General features: G+C 44.1%; 17 protein-coding genes and 1 tRNA gene. 7 read left to right on the plus strand and 11 right to left on the minus strand.

Translation table 11 applies throughout. The annotated features are described in order from the left end of the window. Positions 1–139 precede the first annotated feature (139 nt). The gene (locus AC0J2X_RS08915; RefSeq protein ID WP_014949618.1) at positions 140–1,606 is read right to left on the minus strand and encodes a DUF3360 family protein; all 1,467 of its coding nucleotides are present in this window, start codon (positions 1,604–1,606) and stop codon (positions 140–142) included. 143 nt (positions 1,607–1,749) lie between these two features. Further along, a tRNA-Ser gene (locus AC0J2X_RS08920) sits at positions 1,750–1,841 on the minus strand. 239 nt (positions 1,842–2,080) lie between these two features. Here AC0J2X_RS08920 and AC0J2X_RS08925 point away from each other — a divergent pair. The 6 genes from AC0J2X_RS08925 (at position 2,081) to AC0J2X_RS08950 (ending at position 4,931) form a co-directional block, all read left to right on the plus strand. Then, the gene (locus AC0J2X_RS08925) at positions 2,081–2,746 is read left to right on the plus strand and encodes a Bax inhibitor-1/YccA family protein (RefSeq protein ID WP_014949619.1); all 666 of its coding nucleotides are present in this window, start codon (positions 2,081–2,083) and stop codon (positions 2,744–2,746) included. A gap of 55 nt (positions 2,747–2,801) precedes the next feature. After that, a complete protein-coding gene (gene tusD / locus AC0J2X_RS08930; protein ID WP_014976653.1) occupies positions 2,802–3,191 on the plus strand; it encodes a sulfurtransferase complex subunit TusD in 390 nt (129 codons plus the stop codon). Beyond that, on the plus strand, positions 3,191–3,559 hold the full coding sequence (locus tag AC0J2X_RS08935) for a DsrE family protein (protein ID WP_202942829.1): 369 nt from the start codon (positions 3,191–3,193) through the stop codon (positions 3,557–3,559). Before tusD ends, AC0J2X_RS08935 begins: the two co-directional genes overlap by 1 nt. Next, the gene (locus tag AC0J2X_RS08940) at positions 3,559–3,879 is read left to right on the plus strand and encodes a hypothetical protein (RefSeq protein WP_472995955.1); all 321 of its coding nucleotides are present in this window, start codon (positions 3,559–3,561) and stop codon (positions 3,877–3,879) included. Before AC0J2X_RS08935 ends, AC0J2X_RS08940 begins: the two co-directional genes overlap by 1 nt. Further along, on the plus strand, positions 3,876–4,223 hold the full coding sequence (locus tag AC0J2X_RS08945; RefSeq protein WP_472995956.1) for a TusE/DsrC/DsvC family sulfur relay protein: 348 nt from the start codon (positions 3,876–3,878) through the stop codon (positions 4,221–4,223). Before AC0J2X_RS08940 ends, AC0J2X_RS08945 begins: the two co-directional genes overlap by 4 nt. A 270-nt stretch (positions 4,224–4,493) precedes the next feature. Continuing rightward, on the plus strand, positions 4,494–4,931 hold the full coding sequence (locus AC0J2X_RS08950; RefSeq protein ID WP_014979395.1) for a host attachment protein: 438 nt from the start codon (positions 4,494–4,496) through the stop codon (positions 4,929–4,931). Positions 4,932–5,007: 76 nt separating this feature from the next. On the opposite strand, the gene AC0J2X_RS08955 is transcribed toward AC0J2X_RS08950, so the two are convergent. The 8 genes from AC0J2X_RS08955 to lrp all read right to left on the minus strand — a co-directional run bounded on the left by AC0J2X_RS08955 (position 5,008) and on the right by lrp (position 16,716). Continuing rightward, positions 5,008–5,721: an SOS response-associated peptidase family protein gene (locus AC0J2X_RS08955; protein ID WP_472995957.1), complete on the minus strand. Its 714-nt coding sequence runs from the start codon at positions 5,719–5,721 to the stop codon at positions 5,008–5,010. Positions 5,722–5,831: 110 nt separating this feature from the next. Next, positions 5,832–8,738 (minus strand): TonB-dependent receptor plug domain-containing protein, encoded by a 2,907-nt coding sequence (locus tag AC0J2X_RS08960; RefSeq protein ID WP_061485930.1) that lies wholly within the window; start codon positions 8,736–8,738, stop codon positions 5,832–5,834. Between the two features lie 508 nt (positions 8,739–9,246). Further along, positions 9,247–10,548, minus strand: coding sequence for a serine--tRNA ligase (gene serS / locus AC0J2X_RS08965; protein WP_338851406.1), 1,302 nt, complete (start codon positions 10,546–10,548; stop codon positions 9,247–9,249). A 10-nt stretch (positions 10,549–10,558) separates the two neighbouring features. After that, the gene (crcB, locus tag AC0J2X_RS08970; protein WP_014949631.1) at positions 10,559–10,942 is read right to left on the minus strand and encodes a fluoride efflux transporter CrcB; all 384 of its coding nucleotides are present in this window, start codon (positions 10,940–10,942) and stop codon (positions 10,559–10,561) included. 73 nt (positions 10,943–11,015) lie between these two features. Next, entirely contained in the window at positions 11,016–12,323 is a 1,308-nt protein-coding gene (locus AC0J2X_RS08975; RefSeq protein ID WP_472995958.1) for a replication-associated recombination protein A, read from the minus strand. Further along, a complete protein-coding gene (gene lolA, locus AC0J2X_RS08980) occupies positions 12,310–13,134 on the minus strand; it encodes an outer membrane lipoprotein periplasmic chaperone LolA (protein ID WP_472995959.1) in 825 nt (274 codons plus the stop codon). Before lolA ends, AC0J2X_RS08975 begins: the two co-directional genes overlap by 14 nt. A gap of 16 nt (positions 13,135–13,150) precedes the next feature. Continuing rightward, on the minus strand, positions 13,151–15,946 hold the full coding sequence (locus AC0J2X_RS08985; RefSeq protein WP_061485934.1) for a DNA translocase FtsK: 2,796 nt from the start codon (positions 15,944–15,946) through the stop codon (positions 13,151–13,153). A gap of 284 nt (positions 15,947–16,230) precedes the next feature. Then, a complete protein-coding gene (lrp, locus tag AC0J2X_RS08990; RefSeq protein ID WP_283627546.1) occupies positions 16,231–16,716 on the minus strand; it encodes a leucine-responsive transcriptional regulator Lrp in 486 nt (161 codons plus the stop codon). Positions 16,717–16,901: 185 nt separating this feature from the next. Between lrp and ald the strand changes: the two genes are divergently transcribed. After that, positions 16,902–18,035 carry an alanine dehydrogenase gene (gene ald / locus AC0J2X_RS08995; protein ID WP_039227648.1) on the plus strand — a complete coding sequence of 378 codons (1,134 nt, stop codon included), beginning with the start codon at positions 16,902–16,904 and terminating at the stop codon, positions 18,033–18,035. Between the two features lie 586 nt (positions 18,036–18,621). Here ald and AC0J2X_RS09000 read toward each other — a convergent pair. After that, complete coding sequence (locus AC0J2X_RS09000; RefSeq protein WP_039227647.1) at positions 18,622–19,143, minus strand: hypothetical protein; 522 nt, start codon at positions 19,141–19,143, stop codon at positions 18,622–18,624. Positions 19,144–20,351 lie beyond the last annotated feature (1,208 nt).

The following is a 20,351-nucleotide window of genomic DNA, read 5'->3' on the forward strand; positions in this document are numbered from 1 at the left end:
CTTCAGTGGATGAGTGATATCAGCATAATAAATTAAATAAAAACGGCGTGGAGAAACACCTCCGACGCCGTTCGCGTAATAGCATATCTGGTTTCAGTAAATTGAACTTTAAAGAAGTATCCTTACCCTAAAGCCCTCATCACATTCTGAAGGTTTCCATAATCGCGGGCACACCCGGGAACATACCAATTAGTGCCATAACGGTACATAACACCAAAAACGTAATTCCTGGAATTAGCCAACGCCCTGCTTTGCCGAGCTCTCCAGCTCTATCTTTGCACCCAACGAGCCCCAAATTATCCAAAAGCATAGTAAAAGACCATCCGAATACTGGATTAACTAGTACAGAGGAGATCACCACCAATGCGGCAGATTGCGTCGTTTTACCTTCACGCGTCATTTGCATACCGGCTTCCATTAGCGGCAGAAAGACCCCAACAATAAGCGCTACGCAAAGCACTGGCGGCCAAATTGCTAGATCCATGGGGTAACCCCAAAGTGCCGCTACAACGCATAAAAAGCCAGTAACTAATGCACCACCGGGTATGGGTCTGCGCGCGATTGAAGCCGGAATAATGTAGGTCCCCCACGAAGATGAGATATTCCCCCCTCCCAGTAGGCTTCCCACTGCCTGACGACTAGATGCAGCAATCATGGTGTCATCTATATTCATGTGCGCTCGTTCACTTTTTTTAGGGTAGCTAAGCTTTTGGAAGACTTGATGACCCAAGAAATCTGGCGACCACATAGACACAGCCAGCACAGCAAAAGGCAGCACAGCAATGAAATGTGACCAGTCTGGCAGACCTAGTTTCCAACCTGTGTCTTCCCCCCACCAATAAGCAGGGTTCAAGTTAGGCATACCCGGCGACGTTGTGAACTCAAATGGCGCACCGAAGGAAAACGCAATGACCGCCGCCATCACCGCACCAAGCGGAATGGCTAGCCAGCGCTTTTGAATATGCTCTAGCCATGCATACATTAAAATAGTGGCAATGATCACCACGAAGGCTAAGTAAGCCATATCGAAGCTTTCTGCCCACGCAAAGAGTTTCTTGACCTGGCCTGTAATGCCAATAAACCCTAAGTACAACAGCAATCCACCGCATACACCGTTACTGGTTAGCCTAGCAAGCACACTGCCGCCCTTCGTTATTCCTAAGATAAAACCAAAGAGTCCAATGAGCAGACCGAGCGCCATGGGATGGCCGCCAGATGCAACAATAAGGGGTACCAAGGGCAGTAAGGGGCCGTGTGTACCTGCTAAATTAGCTGACGGGTTTAGGAAACCGGAAATCAGAACAACGAACAAGACTGCTGCAATGAGTAATTCAAAGCGCACGTTTTCAATAACAAACTCAGGAGATAGCCCTAGCGGTGCTGCGAATGCACCTACTACGGCGGCAACCATAACGATTTTTCCTATGGTCGCCGCCATGCCTGGCACGAAGTCTTCCCACTCAACGCGGTAGTCTTTACCAGGCAGGTTCAACCGCCAACGTTTTGGAGAAAGTATTTGAAGTTCGTGATTTAAATATTCGTCTCTTGATTTAAAACTACTGCTCGGTTTGTGAAGATTTTGATAAGAAGAACTTTCTTGTGACACATAACACCTTTAGATTGCGCGAAGAAAAGCGCAAGCCTAAACATGTGAATGGAATGTAACAATGCGACTGTGGTCTTATACGAAAGTCTAACGTGGAAGACGGGCATAAAAAAACCCGCAACAATGTGCGGGTTTTCATAATATGGCGGAGAGTGAGGGATTCGAACCCCCGGTGGGTTTGACCCCACGTCTGATTTCAAGTCAGGTGCATTAAACCGGGCTCTGCCAACTCTCCTGAAGTGCTGCGTATCTTAATGATATTTTTATGACTGTAAAGCGAAAAATTAAAAAAGTTGTCTAAGTGCCGAGATTTCAATCAAATAGACTGTTTAGCACGTATAAGAGATGTTTTTATATTCACCTGACACCATTTTCATCTGAAACTACTTGAAAATGGGAACTAAAACCCATACAACATACACTAAATAATTGTGTACCATTTTGGTCATATCATAAGTCCTGTTGGAGGAAACAATGGATCAACGTTCGATGTATTCAAGTGCATCTCAACCATCGGTATTGCAGACGAACAAGGTTCTACGCAACACCTATATGCTGCTTGCGATGACACTGGCGTTTAGTGCGGTTTGTGCTGGTATAGCAATGGCAGTAGGCATTTCTCCTATGATGTCTCTTGTTATGACTATCGGCGCTTTTATTACGTTATTTGTAGTTCAGAAAAAAGCTGATTCAGCATCTGGTATCTACTGGGTGTTTGCATTCACAGGTCTAATGGGTGCATCACTAGGTTACACGCTTAATTTCTATCTAGGCGTTGCGGGCCCAGGCTTGATCATGGAAGCGCTAGGTGCAACAGCCCTTGTGTTCTTCGCGCTTTCTGGCTACGCACTTACCACTAAGAAAGACTTCTCGTTTATGGGCGGATTCTTGGTAGTAGGTCTAGTTGTAGTGCTTGTAGCTGCTATTGCGAACATCTTTTTCGCAGTTCCAGCGGTAAGCTTAGCAATCAGTGCAGCGATTGTGTTTATTATGTCAGGTTTCATCTTGTTTGATACAAGTCGTATCATCCACGGTGGTGAAACAAACTACATTCGTGCAACAGTTTCGCTATACTTGAACATATACAACTTGTTCACGTCTATCCTTCACCTTCTAGGTGCGTTTGGTGGCGACGATTAAAACAGCGTTAAAGGTTTAAAGAGAAACACCCCTTAACCGGGGTGTTTTTATTTGTATGGCAGAATATTCAGTACTTATCACATCATCACCGTTTCAAGGCGATACAGCGTTACGCGCCCTCTCCTTTGCACAAGGTGTAATCGATAATGGTGATGTAATAAACAACGTTTTCTTTTATAGCGAAGGTGTACACCACACTAATAACTTAATGCTAAAGACGGGTGACGAGCTGTTCGTACTTGATAGCTGGAAGACTCTAGCGACTGAACACAACGTGAAATTACTCGTATGCATTACCGCCGCCGTTAAGCGAGGTATTGTTAGTGAGTTAGAAGCGAAAGAGAATGGGTTGTCTCAGGCCAACTTAACCGCGCCTTTCGAGCAAGCTGGCTTGGGCGAATTCTTCACTGCGCTCCATGATTGCAACAGGTTGGTACAATTCTAATGGCGCAACTACTTATTAGGTTTACGCAAAGCCCTTTTTCCAATGCTAAAAGCCAAGACGGTTTAGATTTTGCGCTTGCTGCAACAAACTATGGGCACGATGTTAAAGTGCTTTTTGAAAGCCAAGGTGTACTGCAGCTTGTTAAGGCAGCGTCTACCAAAGGACTAAAAAATCACACCAAACGTTTAGCTAGCATGCCGTTTTTCGATATCGAAGATTGCTTTGTGTGTAGAGCAAGTGCAGATACCTACGATATTGAACAGGTTCTTGCTAATAACAGTTTAGTTGATGAGTTAGACTGTGAGTGGATAACCCCAGAAGAAAAAGTCACGCTTATCCAAAGCGCAGATCATGTGGTGACATTCTAATGCTTATTACTATTTCAACGCCAAATTTGTGTACTGAATACAAACAGCTTATTGAAGCCACTTATGAGCAATCGACTTCTACTTATGTTGTATTTGTTGGTGATGGCGTTTATGCCGCTGCATTAAACACCGCGTTTTTTGAGCAGCTGCCCAATACGGTAAAAAGCACGGTAAAAGACAAATCAACGCTAAACCTGTCGTTCTTGAGTACAGATGCGGTTACCAGGGGCGCAAATCTTCCCGAACATTTTAATCCAATTTCCCACAAAGAACTTGCTGCAATATCAGCAAAAAATCAGCACTGGATACCACTTTCATGACACAAGAAACCTATAGCTTCAATTATAAAGGGCAAGCGATCCCTACAGACAAAGCCGGGTATTTACTCGACTATACCCTTTGGGAAGAAGATATGGTTGAGTTGCTGGCGCAAGAAGAGAACATTGATTTAACCGAAGCCCACTGGGAAGTAGTGCGCTTCTTACGTGCATTCTATGAAGAGTACGAAACCAGCCCAGCGATTCGTGCTTTGGTGAAAGCTATGGCCAATAAGTTTGGGCCAGAAAAAGGTAATAGCCGCTACCTGCAGCGACTCTTTAAAAAAGGCCCGGCTAAGCAAGCCACCAAACTGGCAGGATTACCTAAACCTGCGAAATGCTTATAAAGGCGATCGCACATTATATTTAAAGTGCTAGCGCCCCCGGCTAGCCTTCTGCTACAAGCACTTGTTGATTTGCTTCACGGGTTGAAACCCGATTTAAGGTAGCTATCAGAAGAGCCACCCTATTGTTAACTGTTTTAGCCTTGGTGTTGATATTGCAACTCCCCTCCTACATTGGCGTTTTATCTCGGGTTTCAGGCATATTTTTCATACTTGCCTTTTACCGAACACCATAAACGTGAATGTTTTACATAAATGGACATAGGAGGCTGTATGACAGTTCAAAAACACTACGTAATTGTGGCCAACCACGACGACGCCACAGCTTACACCTATACCAACCACGGAAGTGCACTTGTTGAAGTAAAAAAGTGGCATAACGAGTTTAGTGGCGCGAGTGACCAAGACATTTATACAGATAAACCCGGCAGACAATCGGCTCCCGCTTCGCAAGTACCAGGCGTTGATAGCATGAATCGAAAAGATGCTGCAGAACTCGAAGATGAACGATTTGCTAGTGACATTGCTGACTGGCTAGATGGAGAGCGTAAACGAGGTGCGTTGGGCTCGATAGATATTATTAGTGGGCCTGGATTTCTTGGTAAATTGAGAAGCGGAATGTCATCTCAATGTTCAGACGTCGTCGACAAAGAAGTGAAAAAGAATGTTTTAGGCGCGGACGAAGAAACCTTGCTTTCCTACCTTAAATAAAACGTTATTTAGTAGTTAGATTATCACAGGCGGCTGTTTTTATAGCCGCCTTCCTTTGCTCACTTAGCAGTTAAAGCTAGCGGTTTTCGTCAGCTTTTAACACATTAACCTCACCAATTGCCTCGGCGCTTTTAAACGTCTTTACTCGCGTGACTTCAAGATCGGTATAAACACGAGGATTATTCAAAATATATTCTACCTCATTGTTCATTGAGCCTTGTGTGTCAGCTGCTAACCACGCATTTATCGCATGTGCATTATGTGGAAGAAAGCAAGGAATGGATTTTTCATGATACTGACTAAACCCCTCTACGGGTGGGCGCGTCACTACTGCACAGGAAAATAGGCCATTACTAAACCGCCGGTATACCGCGCCAATTAACAATGCACCAGTAGCCGGTTTCATTAAATAGTGCGCTTTTCCTTTACCAAGCGGGTTTGACTCCCCTACTGCAGTTGCGACAACCACAGCGCGTCGTTCACGAATGAACTTGCTCCAATAAGGGCTTTCTAAATTACGGGCATTGAATGTGGTTCTGTTGCCAACCTCTAACGTGTCGCCAACGGGCTTAGCATCAAACCACCATGTAGCATCGATGGTGCTATCACCAGATACAATTAAATTGGTAATTTGTCGTTCAGGCACATGTCCAAACGCAGGATAAAAGTTAATAACATTGCTTGTGGAAGATTCATTGACAAAAAGCGGAATGGTTTGTGTAAGCCCGACTTCTTCAAGTAGCGCAATAACGTCAGGTGAGTCAGTAATACGCTGTATAAATCCGCACATGTAAGAAAGCCTATGAGTTTGTACTCGCTTCAAGGTACAGAAATTATAAGGGAAGTAACACAAAAAAGAGCCACCACGTTCACGTGATAGCTCATCGTTTTAGTTAACGCTTATTCGAAGCGAACAGTAATACCTGCATTCAACCTGCGACCAAGTAGGTCGTAAAGCGGATCGAACGTGTAGCCAGGTGGTACTTTATTGAATGCATTTCTTAAACCCACATATACATCAACATTTTCGTTGTAGGTATATTCAATGCTGAAGTCATGAGTCCAAATACTTCCAACAAACGCTGGAGACACGTCTTCAGGTGAATCTGCACCAGGTGAAACGTCAAATAGCGCAGAACGGTCAATAAAGCGGCTCGTATAGTTGAAATTCCACTCATCAATACGGTAGTCAACGATGGTTCTGAATTGATACTCAGGGTCGCCAACTTCGCCCACTTCTACGTTAATCTCATCTGGACGGTCTTGGAAAGCGTATTCTTCAAGTTCGTTAACTTTGTTCCCTTGAAGGTTTAAGCGAAGCTCACCCGGTAGACCTAAATCGCTAAGCTCAGTAGTGTATCGGATCTGAAACTCAACACCCGATGTTTTAAGTGCAGAGGCATTAATAAAGCCAGAGCGTACAACTTCAACATCGTTATTTTCGTCGCGGTCAATCTGAGAGCAGAACCCTGCATCAGGACCACCTGAAGCATCCACACAGTTATCGAGAATATCTTGTGCACCGACTTCAGTGATCGCATCTTCAATCTCAATGTCATAGAAATCAACCGTGACAGAGAAGTTTTCTAAGAACTCCGGTGTCCATACAATGCCTATCGTTCTCGACTCACTGCCTTCAGAGAAAAGGTCAGGATTACCGCCTGAGACTGTCTCGATACTTACGTTATCATTTGCTTCAAAACCAGCAGGAATACCCAGTGCTAGACAATTTGCGGCGCGATCTGGATCATCGTTAATATTGTCGGCGTCACATGGGTCATTGATGTTTGCAAAGCCTGGCGATTGAGGAGAAAATGCCTCGTCAACATTAGGAGCACGAACAGCTTCACCTACGGTACCGCGGATTCGCACATCTTCAATTGGAGCCCACATAAAGCCAACTTGCCACGCATCTGCATTACCCGCGTGTGAATAGTCCGCTGTGCGATATGCCGCATCTAATGATAGTTCCTTAGCCAGCATAACGTCACTAAGAAGAGGTAAGCGAAGCTCAACAAAGAACTCACTCACATCATAGCCACCAAAGGAGTCTGGCGTAGCAGCGTTAGTAAAGACCCCTTGTTTTGTTAATTCATCGGTCGTTGTCTCAACGTCTTCTTCACGATATTCATAACCTAACGCAATACCTAATGGCCCACCAGGAAGTTCGAACCACTGACCTGAATCGAACGAAAGTGTTCCACCAACCATCTCTTGAGTGATTTCATCTTCTCGTTGAACATCACCAGCTATAAAGTCGGCAGATGCTGCACTTGCTTGACCAAAACCAAATGGATTAAACGGTGCACAGTTTTCAGGGTTTACTAACGCTGGGTCTTCATAGTCTTCCCCCTGAAGCGCTGGAACTTGGCTGCGGCACGCCGCTTGCCCTGTTTCAGGATCAATGACCGAATCAAGCGCAGCCAGGAAATTTGTAGGAATTAAATCATTTAGCGTACGACGTACATTCGATACTTCGCCGCGAGTGTAGTAAACATCGTAGTCGAAATCAGTATCACTCAGAGTAAAGTACCCTTCAAAGCCACCGATGAAGCGAAACAGCTCACGATCGTTAGACGCTGTTCGGTTACCAATATCGGTGAAGAAACGCGACATTTCAACCACTGATTGACCGCCATCAAGAAGGCGTGAGCGAGTAGACTCATCTAAGAATGCATTATCTTCTACATCAACGAAAATTCCACCAAAACGGAAAGACGGCTGGAATTGCTGCTCAATTTTCTTATCTACGTGTTTGACGTCACCATAAAAGCGAATGTTGTCTGTGATGTCATAGCGGAACGTACTTGCTAAGGTAACTGTTTCTTGATCAGGAATGTAGTTAACGTAATCTTCGCCGAAGAAAACAGAATCGTAACGTTGATCGAAACTACCAAAAGCGAAGCTATTATTTTCCAAGCGACTTACTTGATCCATCGGCGAACCGTCTGGCATAAATGTAATCCGAGGACCACCACCAAATGGATTAATTACGCCAAACTGGTTAATCATTTCTGAACCAACAAATGGAACGCGTAGTCTATCTGCAATACCATCGTTTTCACCAGTATCTAGAGGGTTTACAATAGTACCCCATGCAGCGGCCTGTTGAAGGTCAGGCTCCATAACTTGGTTAATGTTATTTTTTTCAGCGAAAAAGGTGATATTGCCTTTTCCATCATCGGTAGTGTGACCGTATAATGCACTAAAATTATTGGTTCTATTTCCAACACCTTCTAGGTCAGTGGTGCCATCAAATCTGAACTCAAGGCCCTCATAGTCGTCTCTAAGGATAACGTTGATAACCCCTGATACAGCATCAGAACCATAAATAGCTGACGCGCCACCAGTAATTACTTCAATTCGCTCAATCATAGCGGCAGGTATAGAACCTGTGTCTACCGCATTAGAAAACGGTGAACCTGCTACGTGTCGTTTACCATTCACAAGAGTAAGTGTTCTATTTTCACCAAGAGAGCGTAGATCTGGCGAGCTTAGTCCAGCGTTAGCATTGCTATTGTTGTTACCAATTAGAGTAGAGCCTGCGGCTATCGCGGGAAGTTCAGCAAGAATACTACCTAAGTCAGGCGTACCGAAGCGCTTAATTTCTTCTGCGCTCACAGAAACTATTGGCGCGGGCGTAGAAAGCTCTGTTCGCTTAATACGCGAGCCAGTTACTTTGATTTTTTCAACAGATTCTTCATCAACTGGAGTTTCTTGAGCTAAGACAGGATAGGCAAGTGAGCCTACAAGACCAACTAACGCTGCATTTCGCAACGTCCTGGTAATGAGGTTTTTTTTAAACATGTGTGTTCCCTGGAATTTCATGTAAGGGAAAGAGAAATTCCAAGAAGGACATTTCCCTTATCCTCAAACATCAATATTTATTGATATGTAACTTTTCCTAAACGCGATATGAAATACGATTTTTCAATAACTTGCGTCAACCGAAACATTAGCCAAAAGTAGGGGGTATGTAAAGAAGTGTAAAGACAGGTAAAGACCTATCTTCGGTGAGCTTATCTCAATGAAAAATAAAGAATAAATTCTTAACCCTTGCAACATGTTTACAATTTGAAACATCTTTTTCACAACCAAAAGACTGATTATGAGCCCATTTAAATATTAGCTATTCATTACATACTAAACAACTACCCCATTCTCTCATCACAGTATTCTCAGTAATACTTTATGCTAATCAGGTTTACTAATAAAAAAATCCGACACCTTTCGGATGCCGGATTTTCATTTAAATTCGCTTTGTGCAGTAGTTATCGCTTAACTAAATAAAACTAATCCTTAAAGCTTCAGTACTTTACACGCTAGTCGCTTTGATAACCTCTTGGCCTGCCATGTAAGGCACAAGCGCCTTTGGAATCGTAACGCTTCCATCTGCCTGCTGATTGTTCTCTAAAATAGCAACAAGCGTACGCCCTACCGCTAAACCAGAACCATTCAATGTGTGAAGAAGTTCAGTTTTATTCGTTTCTGGGTTACGGAACCTAGCCTGCATGCGTCGTGCTTGGAAATCCAACATGTTTGAACATGAAGAAATTTCACGATAGGTATTTTGCGCAGGCAGCCATACTTCAAGATCGTAAGTTTTACATGCACCAAAGCCCATATCACCAGTACAAAGCAACACTTTGCGGTACGGTAATTCTAGCTTTTGAAGAATAACTTCTGCGTGTCCTGTAAGTGCTTCTAGCGCGTCAAAGCTCTCTTCTGGCTTAACTAACTGTACAAGTTCTACCTTATCGAACTGATGCTGACGAATAAGTCCACGGGTATCTCGACCGTACGAACCAGCCTCTGAGCGGAAGCAAGGCGTATGCGCTGTCATTTTCACAGGCAACGTTTTCACATCTAATATTTCATCGCGTGCGATATTAGTTAGCGGAACTTCTGCAGTTGGAATTAGGCTAAGCCCCTGTCCTTCTTCAGTTGCTGGCTTGGTGTGAAATAGGTCTTCACCAAATTTAGGCAACTGACCCGTGCCATAAAGGCTGTCAGCGTTAACCAAGTAAGGCACATACATCTCTTGGTAGCCATGTTCTTGTGTATGGGTATCTAGCATGAACTGAGCAATTGCACGATTTAGGCGAGCAATATCGCCGCGCATCACTACAAAGCGGCTTCCCGTAAGCTTACTTGCGGTAGCGAAATCTAAGCCGTTGTTTAAGCCTTCAGCCACATCAACATGATCTTTAACTTCAAAATCAAACGTGCGTGGTTCGCCCCATCGAGAAATCTCAACATTGTCATCTTCGTCTTTACCCGCTGGTACAGACTCGTGTGGCAAATTAGGAATGCCTTGCGTAAGGGTGTTAATTTCTTCCAACAGTTCGCTAAGTTCCGCTTTAGCGGCGTCAAGCTCGTCACCAAGCTTACCCACTTCAGCCAATAGCGGTGCAATATCTTCGCCCTGCGCTTTTGCTTTACCAATGGATTTACTTCGTACGTTACGCTCGTTTTGCAGATCCTGTGTTCTGGACTGAAGTGTTTTTCTTTTTTCTTCAAGCGAACTGAAAGCTGCTACATCGAGGTTAAAACCACGGGCAGCTAATCGCTTAGCTGTTTGTTCTATATCGCTTCGCAAACACTTTGGATCTAACATGTGTTTCTAATTATCCTTTCATCAATTGAATGGCTAGCCAACCTGCTATTAGGCAAGCGCCAACGTTAAGAAATACATTTGCTGCGGCTTTAAGCCACAACCCGTTTTCTAATAAAGTTAAGGTTTCAACGGAAAATGTTGAGAATGTAGTAAAGGCACCTAATAGCCCTACACCGATAAGCGCTCGGTAAGGAGAGTCGCTTAAATCATGACGTTCGATAAAACCGTACAGTAATGCGAGTGCAAACGACCCGACCACATTCACCGTTAGTGTACCAAACGGCATGTGTTTTCCAAATAAGGAATCAACACTTGTGGTAACAAAATAGCGTAAACAGGCGCCGGTCGCACCGCCAGCGGCAATAAAACAATACAAAGCTAACCCTTGAGGCACGAAAACTCCCTAGCGCATTTTTTTATTAACTAATTCATATAATCTGAACTAGTTGAGTTACATGTCTGCAACTTTACCTTTTATTGTTACTTCTCGCATTAAGTGAATCGAGAAATTCACGCTTGGCTTTCAAAGCTTTCTCTAAACCGCGTTCATTAGGGTTATACAAGCGAGTTCCGGTAAGGCTTTCCGGAAAGTAAGACTCACCCGCGGCAAACGCGTTCGGCTCAGTGTGAGCATAGCGGTAACCATCGCCATGACCGAGCTCTTTCATAAGCGACGTAGGCGCATTGCGTAAATGCATGGGAACAGGTGCATCAGAGGTTTTACGCGCCAATACTTTTGCTTCGTTAAACGCCATATATACCGCGTTACTTTTTGCAGCTAATGCACAATATACCGCAGCTTGAGCAATAGCGCGCTCGCCCTCTGCAGGTCCTACTCGGTGAAACGTGTCCCAGGCATTAATACAGAGCTGCATCGCCCTTGGGTCGGCATTACCAATGTCTTCAGACGCGATAGCAAGTAAACGTCTTCCTACATACAGCGCATCTCCCCCGCCATCAAGAATTCTTGCGTACCAGTAAAGGGCTGCGTCTGGATCTGAGCCTCTAACAGATTTATGAAACGCGGAGATTAGGTCGTAGAAGGTGTCGCCTTTGTTGTCGTAACTAGCAACTTTTTCGCCTACCGCATGCTCAACATCGCTTACGGTTATTTCGTTTGCTCCGGTGAAGTCGGCAGCAAGCTCTAAATAGGTGAGAAGACGACGTGCGTCGCCGCCACTTAAATCAATAAGCGCGTTTCTGGCTGTTTCTTCAATACCAAGGGCTCTGTCACCCAGACCTTTTTCAGTATCGCTCAGCGCTCTATCAATCAATTCTGACAGTGCTTCGTGTTCGAGTGTCTTTAGCACATAAACACGTACACGAGATAAAAGCGCTTTATTTAATTCGAACGAGGGATTCTCTGTCGTTGCGCCAATAAAGGTAACAACGCCAGACTCAACAAATGGAAGAAACGCGTCCTGCTGACTTTTGTTGAATCGATGTACTTCGTCTACAAACAACAAGGTTCGCTGGTTATAACGGGCGTTTTCTTCAGCCGTATCCATGGCGGCTCTGATGTCTTTTACCCCAGAGGTAACCGCAGAAATACGCAATACAGATGCGTTGGTGTATTGAGCAATGAGTTCAGCAAGGGTAGTTTTACCGGTACCGGGCGGCCCCCACAAAATCATAGAATGACAGTGACCCGCCTCTAACATTTTACGAAGAGGCTTACCTTCGCCAAGTAAGTGTTCTTGACCGCTGTACTGCTCTATGGTGACCGGGCGCATTCGCGCTGCGAGGGGCGCGAAATCTTGATTAACGCTGGTCATCAATTATGAAGCTGTCTGGAATATCAACTAAGAACGTATCAGCGGGCACTGGAAAACGCGTTTCAATATTACTGAACACCAAAGTGCTGATTTGCTGTTGTGCATCGAGCATATTAAGCGAAGCGAGTTCACTGTCTTGGTTAAAAGTTAATGTAAGCGTAGCGATTTGGCCGCCCTGTTCTTTAGGCGTGATTTGGTAGCTTTTTGTTGCGCTACCACCATTGATGTTGTCTGCCGCGCCATTTTCAGGTGTTACAGCCGATGAACCGCTATTTAATTGACTGATAGAGAACTTTGACCACGTTGCTTCATCTGTCGATGTAAGCAAAACAATAGGGTTATCTTTAATCGCATTGTCTTGAGATAGGACTGTTACCTGCTCTACGAAGGTATCCACATTCCAAACCGCTTCGCCATCGGCAACCAAAAGGGTTTCATCAGGAAACGTTGTTTCCCAGAGAAGCTTATTAGGGCGGGTCATGGTCAGCGTGCCTTGTGCTTCGTGAACGACATTTTGCTGTGCATCGACTACTGTCTGCGCAAAGCTTGCACGAAACTGCTTCATATTACTTAACAAAGCCTGCAGTGAAGTACTCGCAGAATCTTTGATAAGCGATGAAGTTTTAGGCTGACTAGTGTTTACTGTGGCATTAGCCTGAATAGCGTCATGAGCACTGACAACCTCGTGAGCATTGTTCTTGCCTATATTTGAACCTGTTGTATCTAATTCTACCGCAGCGTTAGCAGCAGTCATTGCTGTACCTGCCGTTACCAATGCACTCACAAAATAAACCGAAACTGCTTTATTCATTTATTCAATCCATTCGTTATTCTTTGTGGGGCGGCGGTGCAAGAACCTCACGGTTCCCGTTATGCCCCTGTGCACTTACGACACCACTCATTTCCATTTGTTCAACCAAGCGCGCGGCCCGATTGTAACCAATTCTAAACTTACGCTGCACACTCGACACACTAGCTCGACGTGTTTCAGTAACAAACGCCACGGCTTCATCATAGAAGGCATCAAATTCTTGATCCTCACCCTCAGGCTGTTCGCCTGGCAGTAAGACTTCAGCCGTCGCTTCGCCATTCAGGATCTCATCAATGTATTCAGGCTCACCACGTTTCTGCCAGTCTGCAACTACAGCATGTACTTCGTGATCATCCACAAATGCACCGTGAACACGGGTTGGCACAGGGCTACCAGGAGGCAGATAAAGCATGTCACCCATCCCTAGCAAAGTTTCTGCGCCTTGTTGGTCTAGAATGGTTCTTGAGTCTATTTTACTAGAAACTTGGAATGCACAACGGGTTGGAATGTTGGCCTTGATCAGACCTGTAATAACATCTACAGATGGACGCTGTGTGGCAAGGATAAGATGGATGCCCGCAGCACGTGCTTTCTGTGCGATACGTGCGATAAGCTCTTCCACTTTTTTGCCCACTATCATCATCATGTCGGCAAATTCATCGACCACTACCACGATAGCAGGAAGCTTGGCTAAGTCAGGCGCTTCAGCATCCATACTTTCTTCATTCTTCCACAGTGGGTCCTTTATTGGTGTGCCATTAGCAATAGCTTCTTCTACTTTCGCGTTATAGCCTTTTAGGTTACGCACGCCAAGAGCGCTCATTAGACGATAACGACGCTCCATCTCACCCACGCACCAACGAAGGGCATTGGCGGCTTCTTTCATGTCGGTAACCACTTCAGCAAGCAAGTGAGGTATGCCTTCATAAACGGAAAGCTCAAGCATTTTCGGGTCAATCATGATCATGCGAACATCTTCTGGCGTGCTCTTATAAAGCAAACTAAGAATCATAACGTTCACACCTACAGATTTACCTGAACCTGTAGTACCCGCAACCAAAAGGTGAGGCATTTTGGCTAGATCGACCACCACTGGCTGACCTGAAATATCAGCGCCCAACACCATGGTTAATGGTGATTTATTAGACTGAAAAGTATCGCAGCTAATAACTTCGCTCAGCCGCACCATTTCACGTTTTTTATTCGGCAGTTCTAAGCCAATTACTGACTTACCCGGAATAACTTCCACTACACGCACCGAGATAGCTGACATAGCGCGGGCTAAGTCTTTCGACAGTCCTGAGATCTTGCTCACTTTTACCCCAGGTGCTAAATCAAGCTCAAACCGGGTAATAACAGGGCCTGGGAACACGCCAACCACCGTCGCTTCAATGTTAAAGTCAGCCAGTTTTTCCTCTACCAAACGAGAAATACCTTCAATCTCTTCTGGCGTAAGCGGGTTTTCATGTTTGTCGGCACGTTCAAGTAAATCAAAGGACGGCATAGGTGGTAAATCAGGGTCTAACTCACCTGCCCTCGCCTTCACAGGTTTGGCACCTAGTGCAGCAGGCGTAAATGCTTGGTTAGCACCTTGACTCGCTCCCTGAGTTTCAACAGTTTGCGACTGTAGCGTTTCCGTATTTGGTTCGCTACCTTCAACAGGTGGCGCGCTGTTATTTGCAGAAGTTATTGGCTTGCTTCCAGTTTCGTAAGGCAAGTCTTCATCAAACTCTTCTAAGTCGTCAAAGTTAATATGCGGACTTTGCTGCGCTTGGTGTTTATGCTCATGTTGACTGCTATCATCTTCTGACTGAACTGAGTCATCTTGGCTCGATTTACCCAAACCCACTTTGTCTTTAAAGCTACCAGTAACCGCACTACGCATACCTGACAATGAGAACGACGACTTTTTCGTCTCAGCTGCATCTACATCTGCACTTGATGTCGCATCGTCTTCCTCGGCGTTGACAGTATCGTTGGGATTAGATTGAACAGACTTGTCTCCGTCATAGGTATAAAACGGCGGCTCATCATCTACATCGTCAATGCCAAAGGTAGGCTCACTGCGTGATGGCGTAGTTTTCTGTGTCTGTGATGGTTTTGTCTGTGCAGTAGAAGCCAAAGGTTCAGCGCGCATACTGGTAATATCTAGCTCTGCACCTTCGTCGCCACTTTGATTAGACGATTTGTTAGCTAGGGCTAGTCGCGGCATTTCGAGTGCTAACAAACTCTGAGGCGCTGAAAGGGTCTTACGTCCTAACCACAGCGTACCTTCACCTAACCTGTCGATAATAGTGAGCCAGCTAATACCCGTTAGTAAGGTAAAGCCCGTACAGAAGAAACAAAGAAGTAGCAAAATTGTGCCAGCGGTATTGAAGTAAGGCACTAGCGCTGAACTAATTACGTCGCCAACAAATCCGCCGGCTGAAAAGTTGTAAATGTCGTCAAAATTTATACTGGCGATGCCCGTTGCACCGAGGGCCATCAACAGCCCACCGATAATTCTTAATCCAATAGTAAGGTAATCGAATTCATCGAGTTCTTTAATGTGTTGGAATAGAAACCACCCTAAGAAGGCGGAGCCGAAAGGCAGCAAATACGCTAAAAAACCAAATGAGAATAGCAGAAGATCAGCGACCCATGCCCCTGTTGCTCCAACCCAGTTGTGAACGTCGAGTTGTAATCCAGCCTGACTCCAACCTGGGTCTCCTGGATGAAAAGATGCTAGTGCCAGCAATAAGAAGAAGGCGAAAACACAGGCGATAATCATACCTGCTTCCCACACTCGCTGAACCCCTGTTAATCGCGCCATAACCCTAAAAAACCTTCAATTTCCATCGCATGTATTACCGCAGATAGCTTTTTACGCTATGCGGTAACCGCAGTACTAACCGCAACAAAGAGCTTAGCGAACTCTTTGCTATTCCTACATAATTATTATTGATTTACTTTTTGGTAAGTTACTGAGCGCACAACTGAATTAATACACCCATCCCCTACCCTGTGCTTTAGCGTGCTGTTAATCCTTTGGTAAAACACAAACACTGTATTTTTGCACAGCCTACCACAAAACCACGCTATTGAGCCACGCTTTCATTACTTCAAATTAATGCGCAGCGACGATGTACTTTTTACTTCTTCCATCACAACGTACGTCCGCGACTCACTTACTCCGGGCAAGCGCAATAAAGTATCACCTAATAATTTCCTATAACTTCCCATATCTGCAACGCGTGCTTTAAGAAGGAAGTCAAAATCTCCGGACACCAGGTGACATTCTTGTATATCGTCATGCAGTTTTACCGCAGCAGAAAATTCTGCAAAGATATCTACCGATGTTTTCGTTAACGTAATCTCTACGAACACAAGCATAGCTGCGCCGAGCTTTTCTGGGTCAACCACAGCATGATATCCTTTTATATAGCCCTGAGTCTCCAGCCTCTTAACTCTCTCAAGACAAGGGCTGGGGCTTAATCCCACTTCTTTAGCAAGTTCGACGTTTGATATACGCCCGTTTTTCTGTAACTGAACCAGAATATTCCTGTCTATTCGGTCAAGGTGTTTTGGGGTCTTTACCAGCATATAAAATATCTTAAAATCATTTTTTAGGAGAATTATATGCTACAAACACCCATTCTTCAGCAGATAGTTCGTTTTTTTATCACGTATACTCCGCAAATATGTTCACGTGCTTCAAAGCCGAACACTATTTATCAAAAGTTCAACCAGAGCCGCTTAGAAGCTCACTATAAGATTGAGGACTATACATGTTAGTTGGTGTACCAAAAGAAATTAAGAACCACGAATACCGTGTTGGCTTGACGCCAGCAGCTGTAAAAGAGTTTGTTAGCCACGGTCACAGCGTTTTAGTAGAAACGAACGCAGGTGACGCAATAGGTTTCACTAACGAAATGTATGTCGAAGCTGGCGCAGCCATTGCATCAACGGCTGAGCAAGTGTTTGCTGAAGCAGAAATGATCGTAAAAGTTAAAGAGCCTCAGCCTAACGAGTGCAAAATGCTTCGTAAAGGCCAGACACTATACACCTACCTACATTTAGCGCCTGATCCTACGCAAACAAAGCTGCTTGTTGAATCTGGTGCAACTTGTATCGCATATGAAACAGTGACTGACGACCGCGGTGGGCTTCCACTACTAGCACCAATGAGTGAAGTAGCTGGCCGTATGTCGGTTCAAGCTGGCGCGCACTACCTTGAAAAAGCACACGGCGGTAGCGGTACACTTCTTGGTGGCGTTCCGGGTGTAGCACCAGGTAAAGTATTGGTTATCGGCGGTGGTGTTGTTGGTACTAACGCAGCAAAAATGGCACTAGGCCTTGGTGCTGACGTTACTATTCTTGACCGCTCGCTTCCTCGTCTTCGTCAAATCGATGATATCTTTAACGGACAAGTAAAAACGGTTTACTCTACCGTTGACGCTATTGAGCACTACTCTTCAAAAGCTGATCTTGTTGTTGGTGCGGTACTTATTCCTGGCGCAGCAGCTCCGAAGCTTCTTACTCGCGAACAGATTAAGGCAATGAAGCCTGGTTCAGTACTTGTTGACGTTGCTATCGACCAAGGCGGATGCTTTGAAACATCTAAAGCAACAACACACCAAGACCCAGTTTATATTGTTGATGACGTGGTTCACTACTGTGTTGCAAACATGCCAGGTGGCGTTGCGCGTACTTCTACAATGGCACTTAACAATGCCACATTGCCATTCGGCTTAGCCCTTGCAAACAAAGGCCCTGCGAAAGCGATGCTAGAAGACAAGCATTTGCTTAATGGCCTAAACGTGCACGAAGGTAAGGTAACTTACAAAGCCGTGGTTGACGCACTAGGTGAAGAACTAGGTCTAACCTATACACCAGCTGAAGTAGCGCTTAAAGGCGAATAAGACTTTTCGTTTATTTTAATGGCTCTAGGTCACTCTCGTGAATAAGTAGCCCTAAAAAAGCTCGGTATGTGAACACGACATCCGAGCTTTTTTTATCTTAAACGCTTAATAGCGAAATAAGCTAAATTTATTATTGCTTCAAGTTCGCTCCCCGCTCCCCCTCCTCAGGCTCAGTAATTTGCCATTTCAACTGTTGCTCGGAGTCGACGTCGCACTAGATACACTAATCCGTGCATGAAATATCCTAACCATTGAGTTCAACCATACCAAATGGAAAGATTACTAGTCACTGTACACGCACCGGTGGCGTTTCACTCTTGTGGAGGCTGAGGTGCCTATGACATAAAACTGTGCAGTCGAGAAAATGGAAATGTGAAGCTCTGGCTAAAGTTAGTTAAACAAAGTCGGAGAGTGTTTGAATGAGGTTGCACTAATTACTGTAACCAGTAGTTTGTAATCATCAATACGGACGTGGTTAGTTCATTATTTTCTAAAACAAATTTAAATAATTATTGAAGTCTGTTTAACTTTTGAGGCCATTTCGATGGTCGGTGTTAACGCATTCGTGTTGCTGAGTGTTAAGCGTTTACTTACTATTATAGGGACTTAGGTTTCCGAATCTTTCAACATGAGCTTTTTTATATGCTGAGTCAGCTTCTCGATACTTTTCATAAGCTCTTGAGAACTCTTTATTTTCCTCAAGCAAAACATTGATATTATTGATTAATTCTTGTTTTCGCTCCTCTTGCTCTTTATTTCCCATCAAAGCAGTAGCATAAGCAGAGAGAATATTCCCTCTACTAACCTCTTCCGTTACGATCTCTTGTATTATTCGCCAATCAAATGCATTTCTACATACTTTAGAGCTTATGTGAGAGCCAGTTTGAGTTTCTGTTCTACATTCAAAATGCAGGTCTTCATCCTTGATGAGGTCGTTAAATTTTTCCATGAATGCAAGACGCTCTTTTTGTCGTAATTTGTAAAAATAACCTAGTGGTCTAGAGCCCTCGACAGTTATTGTCTCAATATCTTGATTTAGAGATTCTGGCACCAACGTATTTGATAAAGCAAAAGAGCTGAACAGCGTTAAAAAGAATACATATTTCATTAGATGATACCTAATCTGATAAACAATCTCTTATTTTCAAAGCTTATTTGCAAACCAAGGATGTAAAGGTTAGCTAATGCTATAAGTAGCCGCCTTGCAACTCGTAAACTAAGCCAAATTTGGGTTACCAATTCGCAAGTTTGGAAGAAGTTTATCCACCTTGCGCTTGAGGGTTTGGTTCAGCAACAACGGATGGTGTCGAAGATCTACAAGATATCTCGAAGGGACACTCAAATTAATATTAATAACGTGTTGTACCGGAAGGCATGTAGCCGCATACGGTTGAGAAAGGTTTACTTACAAATAGTTGTAAGGGGTGAAATAAAGCGGCTGCTAAAAAGTGCTTTTAACGAAGTATAGACATTTTTCGCACAGCATTCTGAACTGTTCATTTTTTTCATCTCCCCGTCCCTAAATCCTTGATATTCAATTGTACTATTCTGAGATACGACATCCTTCTCAGTGTTAGCTTAGTCAGAATGATCCATTAAAGCCAATTGATTTTTGAGCAACTCATGAATACTGCTTGTGATGAGGTTTGTCACCATTAGTGACGATAGGGTTTAAAGTAGTATTTATTTAAGTTAAATAACGCTTACTCATTTACCTAGTTTAGTTTCGATTTACTCTTTTATTTCAGTTTAATACCCATATACTTTCGTGATTCTCGGAAGCTTATTTTAGTTTTAATATAAGCTTCCGAGAACCACACTCTACGCTTTGCAAAGCGACATGGTATCAGTTGCTCTACAACAACGTTGGGCTTGCTGATTTCAAAAAGACAAGTCTTTTTATATTCGAAGATATTTAATTCTATGGACTTTGCGGTTTCGATAATGCTGTAGAAGAGTGCGTTGGCTTTTACACCTATAGTACTTTAAAATTAAAGCCTCGGTTTTTTAATTCTCGCCCCGAATAGTGAGGCGAACCGAAGCTTCCAGTGCAGTTTTTCTTTAGAGACATTTTACTCAATAGTATCAAACCACTTTGTTAAACAGTATCTTCCCTTCCACTGCCTTTGGCCAAATCTGTCTACAGCGTGAACATGAAAAAAGGGTTTTGCAATATCAACACCGACATGAGTAATCTGAATATTGGTAACTCGACATCACCACGCTGAACAAATAAAAGACAACTACTCAAGTTTAGGAGGAATCCATTCCATTGGATACGCTTCAATACCTAAGTTCATAATTATCTTAGTAACG

Source organism: Alteromonas sp. R7, assembly GCF_055755235.1.